This is a genomic window from Thioalkalivibrio sp. ALE28 (assembly GCF_000377425.1).
Classification (GTDB): Bacteria; Pseudomonadota; Gammaproteobacteria; order Ectothiorhodospirales; family Ectothiorhodospiraceae; genus Thioalkalivibrio.
The window spans coordinates 1-14,693 of record NZ_KB898116.1 but is presented as its reverse complement, the minus strand read 5'-3'; the positions used below and the strand labels follow the sequence as shown (position 1 = coordinate 14,693).

Genomic DNA, 14,693 nt, shown 5'->3' with positions numbered 1-14,693 from the left:
CACCGGCAACCCGAGCCCTCCAGATGGCCCGATCCCCATTGGCGACCAACAGTCCGTGCTCCTGCAGCGTGTCGAAGATCCGGTCGTTGTTTGAAGGAATGCCGGAATGCCCCTCCTCGCGGAGCTGTGCCCGCAGCGCGTCGGCTGCGCGCTTCGACACGAGCCACAGATCCGACTCCGTGCGCCAGCCTGCCGCCCCATTGCGGTTCAGCGGCAGATCTTCGCTGCTCAATAGGTGCCGAAGCGATGTCATCAACTTCTCGTGAAGCGGCTTCGTAGGCGTGGGCAGTCGGTCCGGTGATTCGCCGCCCAGGTTTCGCGCCACCGACTCCCGGTCGGCTTGCAGGATGATCTGTCCCAGCGCCCCCGCATCCTCCATGTGCCCGTGGATTGCATGGATCCACGCCTGCAGCAGTTCCTGGTGTTCAGCGATCCAGGACATGCCTTCCGGTGGTAGGACCCAATGCGTGACGAGGCTGGATACAGGTTCGTGGAGTTTGTGAACGCGACCGCGCCGGTACCGCACGGAATACCAGCGCGCACCCGGTCGCTCGGTCATCGGCCCGTGCCAGGGTTCCCAGCGTCCCAGGCGATGCCCTGAGCCGCCGTACAGCACGATCTCCTGGTCAACCACGGGTTTGCCTACGTCGTGCAGCAGAGCTGCCGAGAAGACGCCGTAGGACCAAGCATCCGCCTCGTGTGACAGCCGCTCGGGTTCCGCCCCGGGTGGCAGGACGTATCCCCGGCGAATCTGAAGCGCCTTGAGCACGACTTCGAGGCCGTGGTCCAGCATACCCCCTCGGCCGGAGTGGTGGTGAACCTCCGATGCGGGCACTTCCTGGACGAATGCCGAATATCGGTGCAGCGCAGAGACCAAGTACTGACTGGAGCAGTCCGTTGGCAAAGCCAGAAGGCTGGTGATCTGGCGCAGGAGCGCTTGGCGGTGGGGTGGCTGCAGCAGATCGTCGGGCCTCAGGACGGGGAGTAGCCCGTCCTGAGGCGGTATCTTCCTCCGCTCGGCTTGTTTAGTAGCAGGAGACTTGCGACGGAGGAACTGCAGCATTAGGGACTGCCTCGGATCATTGGTCATGGGGCACCCATGATCGCCGCTGCCTCGCGAGCCGGTCCCTTCGAAACCCTCACCGAAATCCCGAAAGTTTCCGGCCTTTCCACCGACGCCGCTGACGCAGTCCGCCGCATCCCCTCGCCCATTGGCGCCAGCTAAGCACCAAGGCCGCCCTTCGCACACTCATCTCGGCTGCCGAACCGGTCTCGCCTTTTTGGCGAAAAAGACTTGCCAGCTTCATCTAACGTTTAGGAGATTGATCGTGCACCTGGTAGGACCCCTCCTGTCGACTCCATCCCGTACCCGGAACTTTCGCGCGTACTCCTTGAAGAGATCCTTCAGGTCGTAGTCGGACAAAGAGAAAAATGCGTCACGAACATCGTCGACGATCGGGCCTAGGCGATGCTCGAGGTTTTCGTATTCTCGAATGTGCTCCATCGCGCGCTGCTGACCCGGGGAGAGCGACCGACTTCGATAGCCCAAGCGGCGCCGCTTGTAATAGCGAGACATCTACCACCTCCCCCGCGCCATAAGGCCAGCCGACCGGCCGGCCAGCGGGGCACGCCTGCATGAAAACGCATCTACAGGTGGCAAAGCATCAGCGAGGTCAGCAGGTTGGATAAAGGGATGGTGCTGTATCATGGGGCATCCTTCGCTCGTGTGGGCGGCTCTTCCTCGGCTGAAGACACAGGAACGCTCCTCCATGCCGCCGGTGCCGTGGCGGTTACGTCTCTTCTTGGCGAACCCAAACAGTGCCTTACTGGCCCGGAAGTCGTCTAGGTCCATGAAGAATAGGCATAGTCGGTGTGAGCCCCAACGGAGAGGAATCGGTCATTGGCGTTGGTGAGTAAAGACGCCATGGGGTTCTACCCCATTTCTGCGGACGGTGAGGACCGTCTTCCTGTCCTCGTCAGAGTCGAGTGACTCGACCGCCGTGCCGCCGTCCAGAACAGGGTGAATGGCCCCGATGGTGTCCTTTCTAGAACATGGCGTCAGTGGGTGGCTGCCCGATCCAGATACGTCCGAACCATCAGCAGACCCGCGAAGCCGTGCTCGGTGATCATCTCGGCCGGCGTGCGCTGATCGAACGCACGGTTGCGGGTGCGGATCCATCGGTATGCCTGATCGCGTTCGTGCGGGAACATCTGACGCAGGGTCTTGTGTATCGCCAGCAGATGTCCGACCCGATCCAGCATGTCACGGTGAGCGGATAGAGGTTCGCCCTTGCGATAGCGCGTTAGACAGGAGCGACCGGCTCTGGTTAGCCCCAGCATGGCGAGCGATTCGTCGTCATCGAGCGCCCAGTGCTCGAACAACGTGGTTACCATTCGTGCGAGGGCGCGCCGCTCGTTCGGGGATCGACTTGGCATTGTTGAATGCATGCTCGTTTCTCCTTCGGCGAGTCAGGGTTTACGGGCTCCATGGTGCAGGCCGGTTCGTCTCTCGTCTTTGCCGGCAGAATTCTACTGATAGCGCAGATGGGCTCGCGGGTCAGAACTCCGAGGGGTCGGCTGATCCAAGCCCCCAGCGCTCCATTAACGATTCCCCCGTTTCGGGTGCCGCGTAGACGATGCTCGTTACGGGCTGGGCAAAACCGAGAAAATGATTGATCGTTAGCCCGAACCGGAAAATGACCTGCCCGCCCTCAAATACCAAAAACTGAATACCATCAACCGAGGTGTGGTCATCGAGTTGGTACGCTTTATTTAAGCCATCGGCGATCCGTCGACCAAGGCCTTCATCGACTGATTGGCTAAACGGGTTGGCGAAATCGAGTTCAATGGCGACGAGCTTCTCTTCTCCATCAAAAATTGCATTCACCTCGGGTTCCTGGCCGGCTACGCGGAAGCATTTGGATGCTTGGATCGTATTTGACTGAATATCTACGGAGGAGCACTCGGCCTCTAGGTATTGCCCTGCTTGCTGTTGGTTCATGCCGAATTGTAAATCTTGGTATCCGTCGACTGCCCAAGCAGCCGATATGCACATGAATAGCGTCGCCACGCCTATGTTGCCCAAAGCTCTCATCCTTTTTTCCTTTAATCCGATGATCTTTCCATCATCGCACTAGCGTGCGACAGGTATTGACGCTCTGTGCCCGTTTGAACACACGGGACCAGATGTTCTTGAAGCGAGTGTGCTGGTGTGGGCTTGTTGGACCACAGATATCATTCGATTTATGCGAAAGCGGCCCGCTGCGTACGGCCGTGTGGTTTGATCCGATGCTCGGCGGTCAAAGCGTTGGCCAGTGTCTGCAAGGTGAGGCCTGCGCGAGGCGTGCCCCGGCGCGAGTGGCCTCGCACCACTGTCGCGAAGTCGCCGGGAGTGAGGCCGTCGAGTCGGCGCACGACCGCGTGAGCGGTATCGAGTGCGGCATGATCGTCTGCATCGCTTGGCTGCAGTCGCGACACAAGCTGATCGAAGAGGTTTGCGCGCTGCTGTTGATCCAATGAGCGCAGTTCCAGCTTGTGGTCGAAGCGACGCAGGGCGGCCGGGTCCAGGGCCTCCAGGAAGTTGGTGGCGCAGACGAGGATGCCGTCGAACGCCTCGATCTGGACCAGCAGTTCGTTGGTCCGTGTGGTCTCCCAGGACTGGCGGGCCTGCGATCGGTCCGTGAGGAAGCTGTCGGCCTCGTCCAGCAGCAACACCGCGCCTTCCTTGCGCGCTTCCCGAAAGGCCCGGGCCAGGTTCTTCTCGGTCATCCCCACATACGGCGAGATCAGTTCCGAGGCGGTGCGCTTGCGCAGCGGGCGGTCGGCTTGTTCGGCTAGGTGATGGGCCAGCGCCGTCTTGCCGGTGCCCGGCGGGCCGTACGCGAGCAGGGTGCCTTCCCCGCTTGCGACCAGGTCCTCAATGACCGCCTCGACCGGGGTGTCGGTATTGAGGTATTCGAGGCCATAGTCCAGTGCATCCAGCCCGCGGGGCGTGGTTAGTGGCGGGCGCCCCTGAAGTTCGGCCTGCTGGTTCAGGTGATCGGCCATGATCGATTCCGGCGCATCCCGGCCATTGCGCAGGAGCCGTGCCACACGTGCGGCGCGGCGGATCTCGGCGGGGGTCAGTGCCTCGGTCCCGGCCGTGTGGTCCAGCCAGGCTTCGGTCACGTCGAGGCCGTCGCAGGCGCGCGCCAGGAGTGCGCGGCGGACCGAGCGGGGCGGGTGGCCCACCTCAAGCGCGTAATCGAAGCGACGCAGATAAGCCGGATCCAGTTGATCCGGATGGTTGGTGATCCAGATCGCCGGTACCGCGTTCTCCTCCAGCATCTGGTTGGTCCAGGCCTTGCCGCCGCTCTTCGGGTGACGGCGGCCTCCGAAGAGCGCCGCGAACGGATCGCGCCCGAACACATCCTCAATCTCGTCGAAGACGATCAGGGCATCGTCAGCACGGCGCAGCAGGTACTGACAGAGCTGGTAGGCCCGTTGCCGATGATGGGGTTCCATGGGGGCACCTTCGGCGTCTTCATGGTTCACCTCCCGTGCGTGTAGCTCGGTCTCCTGGGCGATGCGCCGCGCGATCTGGGTCTTCCCGGTGCCCGGGGGGCCGTACAGCAGGATGTTGACGCCCTGAACGCCGTCGGCGATGGCCTGGACGAGCAGAGCCTTGAGCCGTTCAATGTCCGACTCGAGGTGCGGCAGGGCGAGTTGATCCGCCTCGGGAGCCGGCATGTCGCGGAAGAACCCCGCGAAGATGCGATCCGGGGAGTCCAGCGTGCCGGAAAGTTCGGAGGCGAGACCGCGTAGCAGCTCGAACCCAAGATCGTTGCTCATCAACGTGCCGCGCGTGTCCAGTTCGACAAGACCGGAACGTACCAGGGTCTCGCCGGGTGCGAGGACGGTTCGGATCTCGCGTTCGGTCCGCTGCAGGGCAAACGCCAGCACCCCCTCCGGGGACAGGTCACAGGCCTCGCGAACTTCGGACAGCAGCATGGAAAAGGCGCGGTTAGAGGCATTGATGGTGAGAAGCTCCAGGATCTCGCGCTCCGTGCCGTTCAGGCCCAACGGTTCGCCCAGGATCCGGACGTTCTGCGCGATCGGGTGGTCTCGCAGGCGCGGGGCGTCGGACTCGAATGTCTGAAGGCGTTCCTGCACCGCCCGCTCCAAAGCGCGCTCGTCGAGGTCCCGTTCTTCGTCGTCGAGGTGTATGCCCAGGCCCTCCAGTAAGTCGCTGCTCAGCAGCTGGTCCATGCTGCCGCTTACGTCCTGCGGCAAGGCTGCTGCGACGACGCGCAGGCCCCACAGCATGCGGATCCCGTTCAGTGTCCCCGAACGGGATGGGCGGCTGGAGTGCACGCGGTTTTTACGAAGTCGACGACGATGGCTCATGGGCATGTGACGCTCCTGGTGTCAGTAGGGCTCCAGCCTTACACAGGAGGGCGACAGGTTTTGTCGCAGGGTCCGGTTATAAAGTCTGCACTCATCACTCGGAAGGGGCAGGCTCATGACATTCATCGTCGGTGCAACCATGGTGATCGGTGGGGACCACCCCCAGCGGTCGGGCGTAAACCAGCCGGAAACGATGCTGGTCTTGCGGGCCGACAAGCGCATGGCCTGGGCCACGTCGACCGGCATGCGCCGACGTTTCGAGGCCTCACGCCTTCGGCAAGCGGGCCCCTCGGGGCTGATGCTGGAGGAGCTGAGCCCGACCTACGACTACCGGTACCTGGTGACGGATGCCCTTCTGTGGTGGGCCACCCCGGAGCAGCTACCGCTGGACCGTGAGGCGATCGAGTTCCTGCGGGTGTGCACGGACATCCGGGACCTCTACTTCGAAGGCGAACCCCATGAACGCTTGCAGCGGTCCAGAGAGCGGCTGGAGGCCACCAATCTCCGGAAATCGATCTCGGTTTTCCTGGCAGTGACCAGTGGCGATGAGGTGGCCCTGAAGTTTCCGCCATCCGGTGGATGGTTCGCAGGCCTGCAGGAAAACCTGCGGCACCTGGATATCCAGTTTCACGTCTCGTTCCCCGTGGCGCGGCGCGAAATCCCGGGGATGAGCGATGACGTCGTTGAGCAGACCGCGGCGGTGGACGGGGCTCAGCTTGAACTGTTTGGGTGCTCCGGACACTAGTCCGAACCCGCGGGACCGATCAGTCGTAGATCTCGTAGAGCAGCACGCCTCGAGTGTCGCGGACCTGCTGTTGGCCCAGGGCGCCTTCGGTGATGTAGCTCTTGCGGTTCCCGTCGGCGTCATAGATGGAGGGCTTGCCGAATCCGGCGGGTGCTGTCGCGGTGCACCCAGCCAACAGGTATGCGAGTCCGATCACGATCCATCTCATGGCGATCTCCTGTTCTGGTGATGCTTCGGACAATTTGCTGCCTTTGTGCGACATGATCTGACGCCCCGATGCGATGTACTGGGCGGAACGTTAGGGCAGGGGCTCGGTTTGCCATGAGGACGGTGTGGGATAAGGTGGCGGAAAATGCACCGGCATTTAACGGACCGGGCGACAGGGGAGAAGGGATGCCGGAAGGGCAGGCAATGCGTGCCACGCTGCAACGCCGAATGTTATTGCTGGGGATGATCCCGCGCCACCCGAGACGGCGCAGCGCTCCGGATCTCAAGGAGGGGCTCGCTTATCGCGGGATCGACGTGTCGCTGCGAACGGTCGAACGGGACGTTGAGAATCTCTCATCCTTCCTCCCGCTGGGTTGCGATGACCGTGAACGGCCCTACGGCTGGTACTGGTCCGACGATGCGCCGCTGCAGGATGTTCCCGCACTGGATCCGGAGACGGCTCTCACGCTCGCCATTGTGGATGCCCATGCCTCCAGCCTGCTGCCGCCGGCCGCCCGCGACCGGCTCAAGGCGCACGTAAAACGGGCCACGGAGGTGCTCGAGGCGTCCGGCGAGGGCTCCGGTCTTCGTCTGTGGCCGGATCGCGTCCGAATCCTTTCGGCTGGGCCACCACTGAACCCGCCGCCGATCCCGGATGGCGTGTTCCCCACGGTGCAGCAAGCCCTGCTCGAACGGCGATGCCTCGACGTTACGTATCGCTCCAGATCCCGCGGACACACGCGTGATCACCGCATTCATCCCTTGGCGCTCGTGTTCCGCGAGCCGATCACCTATCTGCTGGCGACCATGGAGCCGTACCAGAACGTCCTGCAACTGGCCGTCCACCGCCTCGAGGCGGTGAGCCTCACCGATGTACCCGCCAAAGATCCCGATGCAGGTTTCGATCTGGCAAAGCGGATCGCCGACGGCGACTTCGACTACCCCGAGGGTGACAAGGTCCAGTTGGAGCTGCGGGTGAACGGGTCGGTCGCCTATCACCTCGGGGAAGCCGGACTGGCGGACGACCAGACCATTACCGCCGACGGTTCAGGTGGCTATCGGGTGACCGCCACTGTGCGCGACAGCGCCCGTGTGCGCTGGTGGATTCTGGGCATGGGTAGTTCGGTGGAGGTGATCCAGCCCGCTTCGCTTCGAGAGGGCGTGGCGACCGAGCTGCGAAATGCTGCGGAACGCTATCTCTAGCCGTTCGGATATAGCGAAGCCCCCGCAAAGCTGATCGGGTCGAACGACGAACCAAGGAAAGCCCCGAGGGGCGAGGAGAGAAGATGGGACGCGTAATCCGAAAGACCGGCCACAACGAGGACGTCATCGACGAATTCGATGACAGCGCTGACCTGGATCAATTGGTTGTACGCTATCAAGAGCAATATCCCGACGCGGACATCGAATTGGCTCCTGATCCGCTCTATCCGGAGACATCAGCCCTTTGGATCAGTGCGAATGGAGCCGCTGGCGTGAATGCGGTCGAAGCGGCGGCGTCCCCCGGCAATAGAGGGGGGCAACGGAATGAGCATCAATCAGCCTCGCAATCTGCGGGTAAGGGAAATCGCGAGATCGAGCAGAGTGCTAGGTCGAGTGGCTCTGGGATTGAAAAAGAGGATTTTCTTCTAAAAGGCATTGTGCCTGCGGCCATTCTCGCTGCGGGCTTGATGGTATTCGCAGTGATCTCTAGCTGGGGGGATCTGACGCAGACGGAAAATGTCGTTCCGCTTGAGGCCGGAAATGTAAAATTAGGGGAGGTGTTTTTCGAAACAGCGGGGCAATCGGTTCGTATCGAGAATTCCAAAGATGGAAGTGTCCTGGCCTCTGTTAGGACAAATGAGTTCGATATTGAGGAGAAGCTCCGGGTAGAATTACAGGATGGTGTGGATTTATATAATCAGGATCGGAGCGAGGGCGAACAGGGAACGCTTGACACACTGATGTTCCAAGTGCCCATTGTCGTGGAGTATCGGGGTTGGGTTGACTATGAATCCGAGCATCATCGTAATTTTGATCTGACGGTTGCACGCGAGAGAGTTGCGTTTGCGGCTAGCGATGCCGCGTTTTCCGATTTTGTCGATCTGGCAAGGCGTTTTCAGAGTCAAAACCGTCCCCTGATCGAAACATCGTTCCTACTCAGGTAGAAGGAAACGTTCATCTCACCAACGTGATCTTTACCGGCTCGACAACTTCGCCGCACATGTTGGATCACGCTTGATTGTATATCACGAGGTCATGGCTATGCCGGCCCGATCCGAACAAAAGGACTGTCGCCTCTCGCTTATGCTGTGCGCAGAGGTTGCGCAGCACAGCGCATACTCGGCGTGGAACGTCAGCTAGCTGCGGCTCGTCTTTCGCGTCGGTGCGTCTTCCATTAGCAATGCCGCGAGTAAGCTCCAAAGCAAATGGAGGCCCTGCGTCCCTGAGCCGGATTGCCAGTAGGCCGAGAGCCCATTGGTATGCTTACTATCTTGCGACCTGCGTTTCCAGCTGTTGGGTCTCAATGTTGACATCTGCTTAAATGGCTGCGATCTGCATGGTTGCATCGGCGACCATGATCTTACCGTTGGGACTGAGCGCTCGAGCTTGGCCGGGTTCGATGCGGAAGCGTTCTTCGCCCAGGTCATAGACCCAGGCGTGATCGCTAAAATTGCGCAAAATGTGAGCGCCGGGCTGATGGGGGTGGTCTTCCACGCGGCCCAATGTCTCTAGGGCTTGCTCACCGATCGCTCGCGGTTCCACGTGGTGCCGTCGCAACGGCGCACCGGAGTAAACCATCAGGTTGGAACCACCCCCCCGGTAACTGCATTTGAGCACCAGCTGTGACGTTTGTGGCGTGCAGCAATGGTAGCAGAGCTGCCCCGGCTGATCTGGGTCCAGTATGTTGACGGCAGAGCACTCAGGGCAGCGGCTCGCGTTGGCTTCGATTTCCATAAAATACCGCTGCCACTCGGACAGTCGGGTACGGCGGTCGGGGTTGTGCACGCCATCCGTAAAGGTGCGAATGAATACCTCTTTCAGTACGGTGGGGCAGATCTCGTTCCAGCGCCTCAAACTGTAAGTCAGCATGGGATCGCCTGCCGCCGAGTTGCGCTGATCGGTAGGGTGGTGCGCAAACAGCGGGTCCCGAGCATAATATTGCAGCTTGGCCGGTTGATCCCAGCTGCGTACCAAGGCGGTTTGAGCCCCTTCCATTGGGTGTTCCCAGGTCCAGACTTGATAGAGCAGCACTGCGAGGGAGTACAGGTCGGTCTGGGCGTTGGGCTTGGACTGTCCGAGGGCCACCTCGGGCGCCATGAACTCCGGTACCCCTGCGATTGAAGCGTCAGAGTTGTTAACAACTACATTATCGTTGTCGCAAACAATCAGCGTGCCCTGTTTGGTATCGAACTGGATGTTGCCAAGGTTGATGTCGCAATAGACCAGTCCGGAACGATGAACCGCCTCCAGAGCCATGCAGACCCGATAGCTCATCTGCGCCAGTGTGTCCCGCCTAGGCTGCGTGACCTTGCCATTGATCACCTTGTTGTAGTGCACGTAGCGATCGGCATCATAGAGCGGCATGACGTAGCCATAACTTGAGCTTTCGTCAAAGTGCACCATCTCGATCGGCCAGACGAAATCGATCCCCTCCTCATCGCAGCGCGGAGCACCGTGGCTCACGAGCGTCTCGAGCTGGCGGCGCTGATTATCGCTGGCGCTGTTCGCGTGATACCACTTGACCGCGTAAGGTCTGCTATCGCTTTTGGCCTTGACGCGGTAAACCGCGCCCTGGCCACCTTGGGCAATGCGCTGTTTGGCAATATAGTGCTCACCGCTGGTACTACCGATGAATTCAAAGGTATTCGCCATGGACGTTTCCTTTGTCGTTTTGTGCCTTTCTTGGGCTGGAAGATCCAGCAGATGATGCGACAGGCTCGTTTCCCGCCATGTCGGGCATCGCCGGTTGAACCCGTGTGGCGGAAGTGCTATCGAGAGTCTCGCTGGCGCCCATTGTGCCGCTATGCCCCTGTCGGACAGGCGCGACTTGCTCAGGTGTATCTGGGTTGGTGGAGGATGAGGCATGGTTACTGTCCGACGCCGATGACGGTGGCGACAATGTGGGGAACCACACAATACAGCCCATGTCATCGCCCACCCCATCGGCGCTCCAGCGTGCCAACTGTTGTGGGAGCACCCGCGCCAGCCAGTCCATGCCGTGGCACATGGTCTGCTCACAAAGATCAACGATGCTGTCCTGGGGGGTGCCCACGGAGTCAGTCAGCCCGTCCGTGGTCAGCAAGATCATCGCTGGCGGCTCGTCTGTCGTCGAGAGAATCTCGGAACGCCAAAGATAGTTGGCGCGTGGACTCACCAGACTGTCGGTACCCAGCCCGAAGCTCTCACGATTTTGGGCTGCCAGCTCCTGGATGTCGTATCCGTTACCTTCGCGTCTGGCAAGGTAGATGGAACTGTCGCCCAAGTTCGCGGTAATCAGCCACTGGTCATCGTAGATGATGACCATCGCAACGGTGCTGCCGTATCGGTCCAAGCAAGCATCGCTCCCAGGCTCCACCCCGAGTTCTGGGTAGGCGGCTGCATGTTCATCGATGCGCGTCCGCCACCGCTGTACAAGAACCCGCCCAAGTCTGTGCGAGACTTCGTGCTGCATCTGCTTATGCCAGTCATCGGGATGCTCCTCTCGCATGGAGGCCAACCCGATCACCAGCTCTGTCGCAGCATCCCCTGCCGCCTCTACAGCGAAGTGCGCTCCCACGTCACTGCGGCTGTATTTCGCGCTCCCGTGCCCATCGGCAACGACCATGACGGTGTAGGGCACCCCGCGGTAGTAGTGCTGGGCCACCATGCAGGCATCCTGGCAGGGTTGCCCCTTTTCCAGATGGGTGGCGCCAGTTGGGCAGGTCACCAAGGCTTGGGACGTGCCAAACCCCAACCGCATGCTTCCCGGTTGGTGACTAGCCATCAAAACACCTCCGAAGCATCGATGTTAGACAAGTCCGGCAGGTCTTCGCCGCTTGTCTCGAACACGCCCTTGTCAATGTGAACGGGTGCCGGTGTGGTATCCGCTTCCGTTGCCTCCTTGCTTCGCGAGGTGGCAATGGTGGCCACCGTGCTGACTGTTCTGATGTATCGCACCAGCGTGGCTGGATTGTCGGCATGCAGGGTTTCTAGATTGCTTTCTTGCCGGAGGTAGGGAGAGATAAAGGCGTCCAGCTCCTCTTTGTTGAAATCTCCTTCACTTCTCCCAATGCCGATGGACAGGCGTACGGCCTTCTTGCCCCATGGCTCCTTGTTCAGCTTGTCGATCGCCCTTTGGTAGGCGCCTTCCGGGTCCGTGCAGTAGCCGTCCGAGAGCAGAATGCACACCGGGGGGACGTTTCGCTTGCCTACCTTCTCCACATGCAGAGCATCGACCAGTAGTTCGACCGCCTGCGCAGTCGCGGTTACCCCTCCCGTGGCGTCCATGTCCTTCCAGTCGAAGTCGGACACCGGGACCGGGTCCGGCCCGATGTGCCATTCGGCCTTGTCGCCAAAACGGATGGCGCTCATGAATATTTTAACCCGTTCGGTGTCTTCGATACGGCGGATCTCTGGGACCACCTCGCGAATGGCGTAATTGATTTTCTGGATCTTCTGCCCATCCATCGAATACGACCAATCCACCATCCATATGAAGTGGAGCTTGCGGTGGCTAGCGGTGCCTGCAATTTCTTCCGGGGCAGCATCGGTTGTCATTGTTGTTCTCCTCTGGTTTGTGATTAGCAACCAGCACAACGCAAGGCCTGCGCCAGTCGGTGCGTATTGAATACAGCTTGAATGCGCATAATAAGTGCAACGCCTGAAGCCACTGGGGCGGGGGCAGCTACCGCCGTGGAATGGATGGTTTCTACCCCAAAGCTATTCAGGCTCGCCGGTGGGGCGCTGCAGGCAGTGGACCCAGGAAGGACGATATCAGATCAGTGCGTTGCGAGCGCTGGGCCACTTGTAAGCGTTACGGGACGGTCGACCGTCGGGTCCGGATCGAGGAGCGTCCTGCGGTGATCGAGGCACGTCGCCGTCTTGGTGTCTGGGAAGGTGACACGGTTCTGGACAGCGGTGTTCCGGCTCAGGTGCCGCTTGTGTAGCCCAAGAGTGGTACGGTCGCCATGCGCATGGTGGGACGACGTGCGGCCAGGAGATCCACAAGGTGATGGCCGATGCCCTGCGGCATTGGCTCCCAGTCGTGAAAAGCATCAGGGTCGACAACGGGAAGGAGTCGCGGACCACGAGCAGGCGAGAGCCAGACTCGACTGCCCCGTGCGCTTGGCCCGACCTTGCCACAGCTGGGAACGCGGCACGAACGAGAAGATCAACCGGCGGATTCGCGGTTAATTCCCGAAAGGTACTGACTCTGCCGAGGTCATGGAGGGAGGGGCCTGCAGGTCGAGGACAGGCTCAACCTGACCCCTCGCAAGCGACCCTGGTCCCGTAGTACCCCGGTCAACCTCATGGAGGGATCCTTATAGCGGCGACGGGCCGGATGATGGGGCATTGCAGGTATTGATTAAATTCAGGCATTGTTGCTTGCTTTTGTGATCATGGCCTACGCGGTTGGCCCGTCATCATTGATGCTCTTGGGAATGGTTGAAGGATTTGGCGTGACGAGACGACAGGCTGAACAAGTGCTCAGGGATCTGATCGTGCAATACGGACCGAGCCTCAGCAGCGAGACTGCCCGGGTCAAAGCGCTGCTCTTGGATCTATGTGCGGGAGGCAGGCTTGAGGCGAACGTGCTGACTGCCGTGGCCGAAGAGGGCTTGGCCAAGGAACTGCTGAGTGACGCTGGTAAAACTTCCGGCAGCATCATAATTCCAATGCTGGCTAAGCGCCTGCACGAGGAACGAGGGACCGAAATCCCGCTGGCGGAATGGGCTGTTAGCGCTTGGCGTACAGCCTTGGGCGGATGGGATTTGGAAGGGTATCCACACTCAGCGTCGGGCTTGGATCAGGCAAAAAAGACGGCAGCAGACGCGAGCGCCAAAAGGCGCAATCGGTCAAATCCCAGTACGCCCGCTGCAGAAGCCGAAGTGATAACGCCGGATATGCGTTGTCGTGCCATAACCGAGCAAGGAAGGCAATGCCGACTTAAGGCAGATGAGACTGGTGTTTGTAAAAGACACAGAAAGATCAATGAAGAGAGGGAGCGGCAACGCCGCCTAAAAATAAACAGCCAAAGGAAAAAGCCCAATAAGCCCGCCGAAAAAGCCGAAGTGACAACGCCGAGCATGGTTTGTCGTGCCATGACCAAGCAAGGAAAGCAATGCAGAATGCGGGCGGATGAGACTGGGTTGTGCGAAATCCACCGAACAATAAATGGAGAGAGTGGGCGGTCTGTCGATCTAAACAGGAACGGCCAAATAGAATTTAATAGTAGTGACTACGAGCCGTTCAGGGGTTGTGCTTTTGTGTTCGTTCTTTTGGCAGCGTTTGTAGGTTCTATTGGGTGGGTGGCGTATGTTTTTGCGACTGCGTCGGACGAAGGTGTTTCGGCAGCGGTTGAACTCGCTATCAAAAGCATATCGATGTCTTTGTTGGGGGCGTTCGGATTGTTTGCTATATTTAAGGTGTTCGGGTGGGAGTGGGTGATAGATAAGATAGAGGGAAGTTCGAAGTCAAGTAATTGGCGGCGATATTGGACCCTGTTTTGGCTCCAGCTGGCCGTGCTTTTTGTTGTGTTTATGTTGTATTTGGTGTTGAAATCCTGACTTATTCCGCTTTAGGTAGGCACTGATTAGCGCCCCTGCATCCGGAGCACGGAGCCGGATGCAGGGGCGCCAATCAGTGCCTCTTTCGCTTGGCGACTTCCGGGGCGTTTCCTGAATTGGACGTGGATCCGGGCCTCTCGCGTGTTCACCAGGAGCGACCCGTCCGCGACACCTCGTCGGATCCATTCGAGACAGGCGTCGCCCGGATCTTCAGGCAAGGGAGTGTCCGCACCCGTATCGCAGGACGGCATCGGCTGCGGTGGTGGCTTGGCCGTCGGTTCGTCAGTGGTTTTATCCAGGGCATCGTCGAGACCCGGCGGGAGTGGCAGATCGTCCACGCCGGCGGATACGGGCGGGCCGGGGGGCGAGTGGTCTTGCGCCACCCCGTCAGACTGACCTGTCTGGATCGCGACGCTGCTCGCCGTGGGCGGATCTGCTGCGGGGGTGGCCACTTCTTCCGGTGCAGGGCGGCTTGCCGCTCCGTCGCCAGACTCCGTTGTCTCCTTGGTCGATGCCTCGCCCAGCGGAGTCACGGAACCCTCGAACTCCGTCGGCATCGTCTCGGGGTCGGACCAGAGACGGGCCACCGGCAGGCGGATCAGTGTCAG

12 protein-coding genes and 1 pseudogene are annotated in these 14,693 nt (G+C 60.3%); 4 read left to right on the top strand and 9 right to left on the bottom strand.

Annotation, left to right across the window (positions count from 1 at the left end; genetic code table 11):
* From mobH to D105_RS0113830, 4 genes are all read right to left on the bottom strand, one after another.
* Positions 1-1,063, bottom strand: a 1,063-nt coding sequence (mobH, locus tag D105_RS14330) for a MobH family relaxase (protein WP_018878795.1), incomplete at its 3' end; no start/stop codon positions are given.
* Between the two features lie 995 nt (positions 1,064-2,058).
* Entirely contained in the window at positions 2,059-2,394 is a 336-nt protein-coding gene (locus tag D105_RS0113840) for an MbcA/ParS/Xre antitoxin family protein (RefSeq protein WP_018950954.1), read from the bottom strand.
* Positions 2,395-2,557: 163 nt separating this feature from the next.
* Entirely contained in the window at positions 2,558-3,094 is a 537-nt protein-coding gene (locus D105_RS0113835; RefSeq protein WP_018878792.1) for a hypothetical protein, read from the bottom strand.
* Positions 3,095-3,243: 149 nt separating this feature from the next.
* Positions 3,244-5,304 carry an ATP-binding protein gene (locus tag D105_RS0113830; protein WP_018878791.1) on the bottom strand — a complete coding sequence of 687 codons (2,061 nt, stop codon included), beginning with the start codon at positions 5,302-5,304 and terminating at the stop codon, positions 3,244-3,246.
* Positions 5,305-5,500: 196 nt separating this feature from the next.
* Between D105_RS0113830 and D105_RS0113825 the strand changes: the two genes are divergently transcribed.
* The gene (locus D105_RS0113825) at positions 5,501-6,130 is read left to right on the top strand and encodes a hypothetical protein (RefSeq protein ID WP_018878790.1); all 630 of its coding nucleotides are present in this window, start codon (positions 5,501-5,503) and stop codon (positions 6,128-6,130) included.
* A gap of 19 nt (positions 6,131-6,149) precedes the next feature.
* On the opposite strand, the gene D105_RS0113820 is transcribed toward D105_RS0113825, so the two are convergent.
* The gene (locus tag D105_RS0113820; RefSeq protein WP_018878789.1) at positions 6,150-6,338 is read right to left on the bottom strand and encodes a hypothetical protein; all 189 of its coding nucleotides are present in this window, start codon (positions 6,336-6,338) and stop codon (positions 6,150-6,152) included.
* 185 nt (positions 6,339-6,523) lie between these two features.
* Here D105_RS0113820 and D105_RS0113815 point away from each other — a divergent pair, with 185 nt between their 5' ends.
* Both D105_RS0113815 and D105_RS15160 read left to right on the top strand, forming a co-directional pair.
* Positions 6,524-7,540, top strand: coding sequence for a YafY family protein (locus D105_RS0113815; protein WP_038033031.1), 1,017 nt, complete (start codon positions 6,524-6,526; stop codon positions 7,538-7,540).
* An 83-nt stretch (positions 7,541-7,623) separates the two neighbouring features.
* Positions 7,624-8,484, top strand: coding sequence for a hypothetical protein (locus D105_RS15160; RefSeq protein ID WP_155987719.1), 861 nt, complete (start codon positions 7,624-7,626; stop codon positions 8,482-8,484).
* Positions 8,485-8,857: 373 nt separating this feature from the next.
* Here the strand turns inward: D105_RS15160 and D105_RS0113800 are convergent, their stop codons facing one another.
* From D105_RS0113800 to D105_RS0113790, 3 genes are read right to left on the bottom strand one after another with little or no spacing between them, the layout of a single operon-like run.
* On the bottom strand, positions 8,858-10,192 hold the full coding sequence (locus tag D105_RS0113800) for a hypothetical protein (protein WP_018878785.1): 1,335 nt from the start codon (positions 10,190-10,192) through the stop codon (positions 8,858-8,860).
* Positions 10,176-11,279, bottom strand: coding sequence for a protein phosphatase 2C domain-containing protein (locus D105_RS0113795; RefSeq protein WP_255349545.1), 1,104 nt, complete (start codon positions 11,277-11,279; stop codon positions 10,176-10,178). The genes D105_RS0113800 and D105_RS0113795 overlap by 17 nt, the downstream gene beginning before the upstream one ends.
* Positions 11,280-11,302: 23 nt before the next feature.
* Positions 11,303-12,076, bottom strand: coding sequence for a vWA domain-containing protein (locus D105_RS0113790; RefSeq protein ID WP_018878783.1), 774 nt, complete (start codon positions 12,074-12,076; stop codon positions 11,303-11,305).
* 902 nt (positions 12,077-12,978) lie between these two features.
* On the opposite strand from D105_RS0113790, the gene D105_RS15155 reads away from it, so the two are divergent.
* Entirely contained in the window at positions 12,979-14,085 is a 1,107-nt protein-coding gene (locus D105_RS15155) for a hypothetical protein (RefSeq protein WP_155987718.1), read from the top strand.
* Between the two features lie 26 nt (positions 14,086-14,111).
* Here the strand turns inward: D105_RS15155 and D105_RS15325 are convergent.
* Positions 14,112-14,693: pseudogene (locus D105_RS15325) on the bottom strand (hypothetical protein); the annotation flags it as partial.

Excerpts from the sequence above, each read along its gene's own strand:
- D105_RS0113840 (WP_018950954.1), bottom strand. The coding sequence starts at position 2,394 with ATGGTAACCACGTTGTTCGAGCACTGGGCGCTCGATGACGACGAATCG.
- D105_RS0113835 (WP_018878792.1), bottom strand. The coding sequence starts at position 3,094 with ATGAGAGCTTTGGGCAACATAGGCGTGGCGACGCTATTCATGTGCATA.
- D105_RS0113830 (WP_018878791.1), bottom strand. The coding sequence starts at position 5,304 with ATGCTGTGGGGCCTGCGCGTCGTCGCAGCAGCCTTGCCGCAGGACGTA.
- D105_RS0113825 (WP_018878790.1), top strand. The coding sequence starts at position 5,501 with ATGACATTCATCGTCGGTGCAACCATGGTGATCGGTGGGGACCACCCC.
- D105_RS0113820 (WP_018878789.1), bottom strand. The coding sequence starts at position 6,338 with ATGAGATGGATCGTGATCGGACTCGCATACCTGTTGGCTGGGTGCACC.
- D105_RS0113815 (WP_038033031.1), top strand. The coding sequence starts at position 6,524 with ATGCCGGAAGGGCAGGCAATGCGTGCCACGCTGCAACGCCGAATGTTA.
- D105_RS15160 (WP_155987719.1), top strand. The coding sequence starts at position 7,624 with ATGGGACGCGTAATCCGAAAGACCGGCCACAACGAGGACGTCATCGAC.
- D105_RS0113800 (WP_018878785.1), bottom strand. The coding sequence starts at position 10,192 with ATGGCGAATACCTTTGAATTCATCGGTAGTACCAGCGGTGAGCACTAT.
- D105_RS0113795 (WP_255349545.1), bottom strand. The coding sequence starts at position 11,279 with ATGCGGTTGGGGTTTGGCACGTCCCAAGCCTTGGTGACCTGCCCAACT.
- D105_RS0113790 (WP_018878783.1), bottom strand. The coding sequence starts at position 12,076 with ATGACAACCGATGCTGCCCCGGAAGAAATTGCAGGCACCGCTAGCCAC.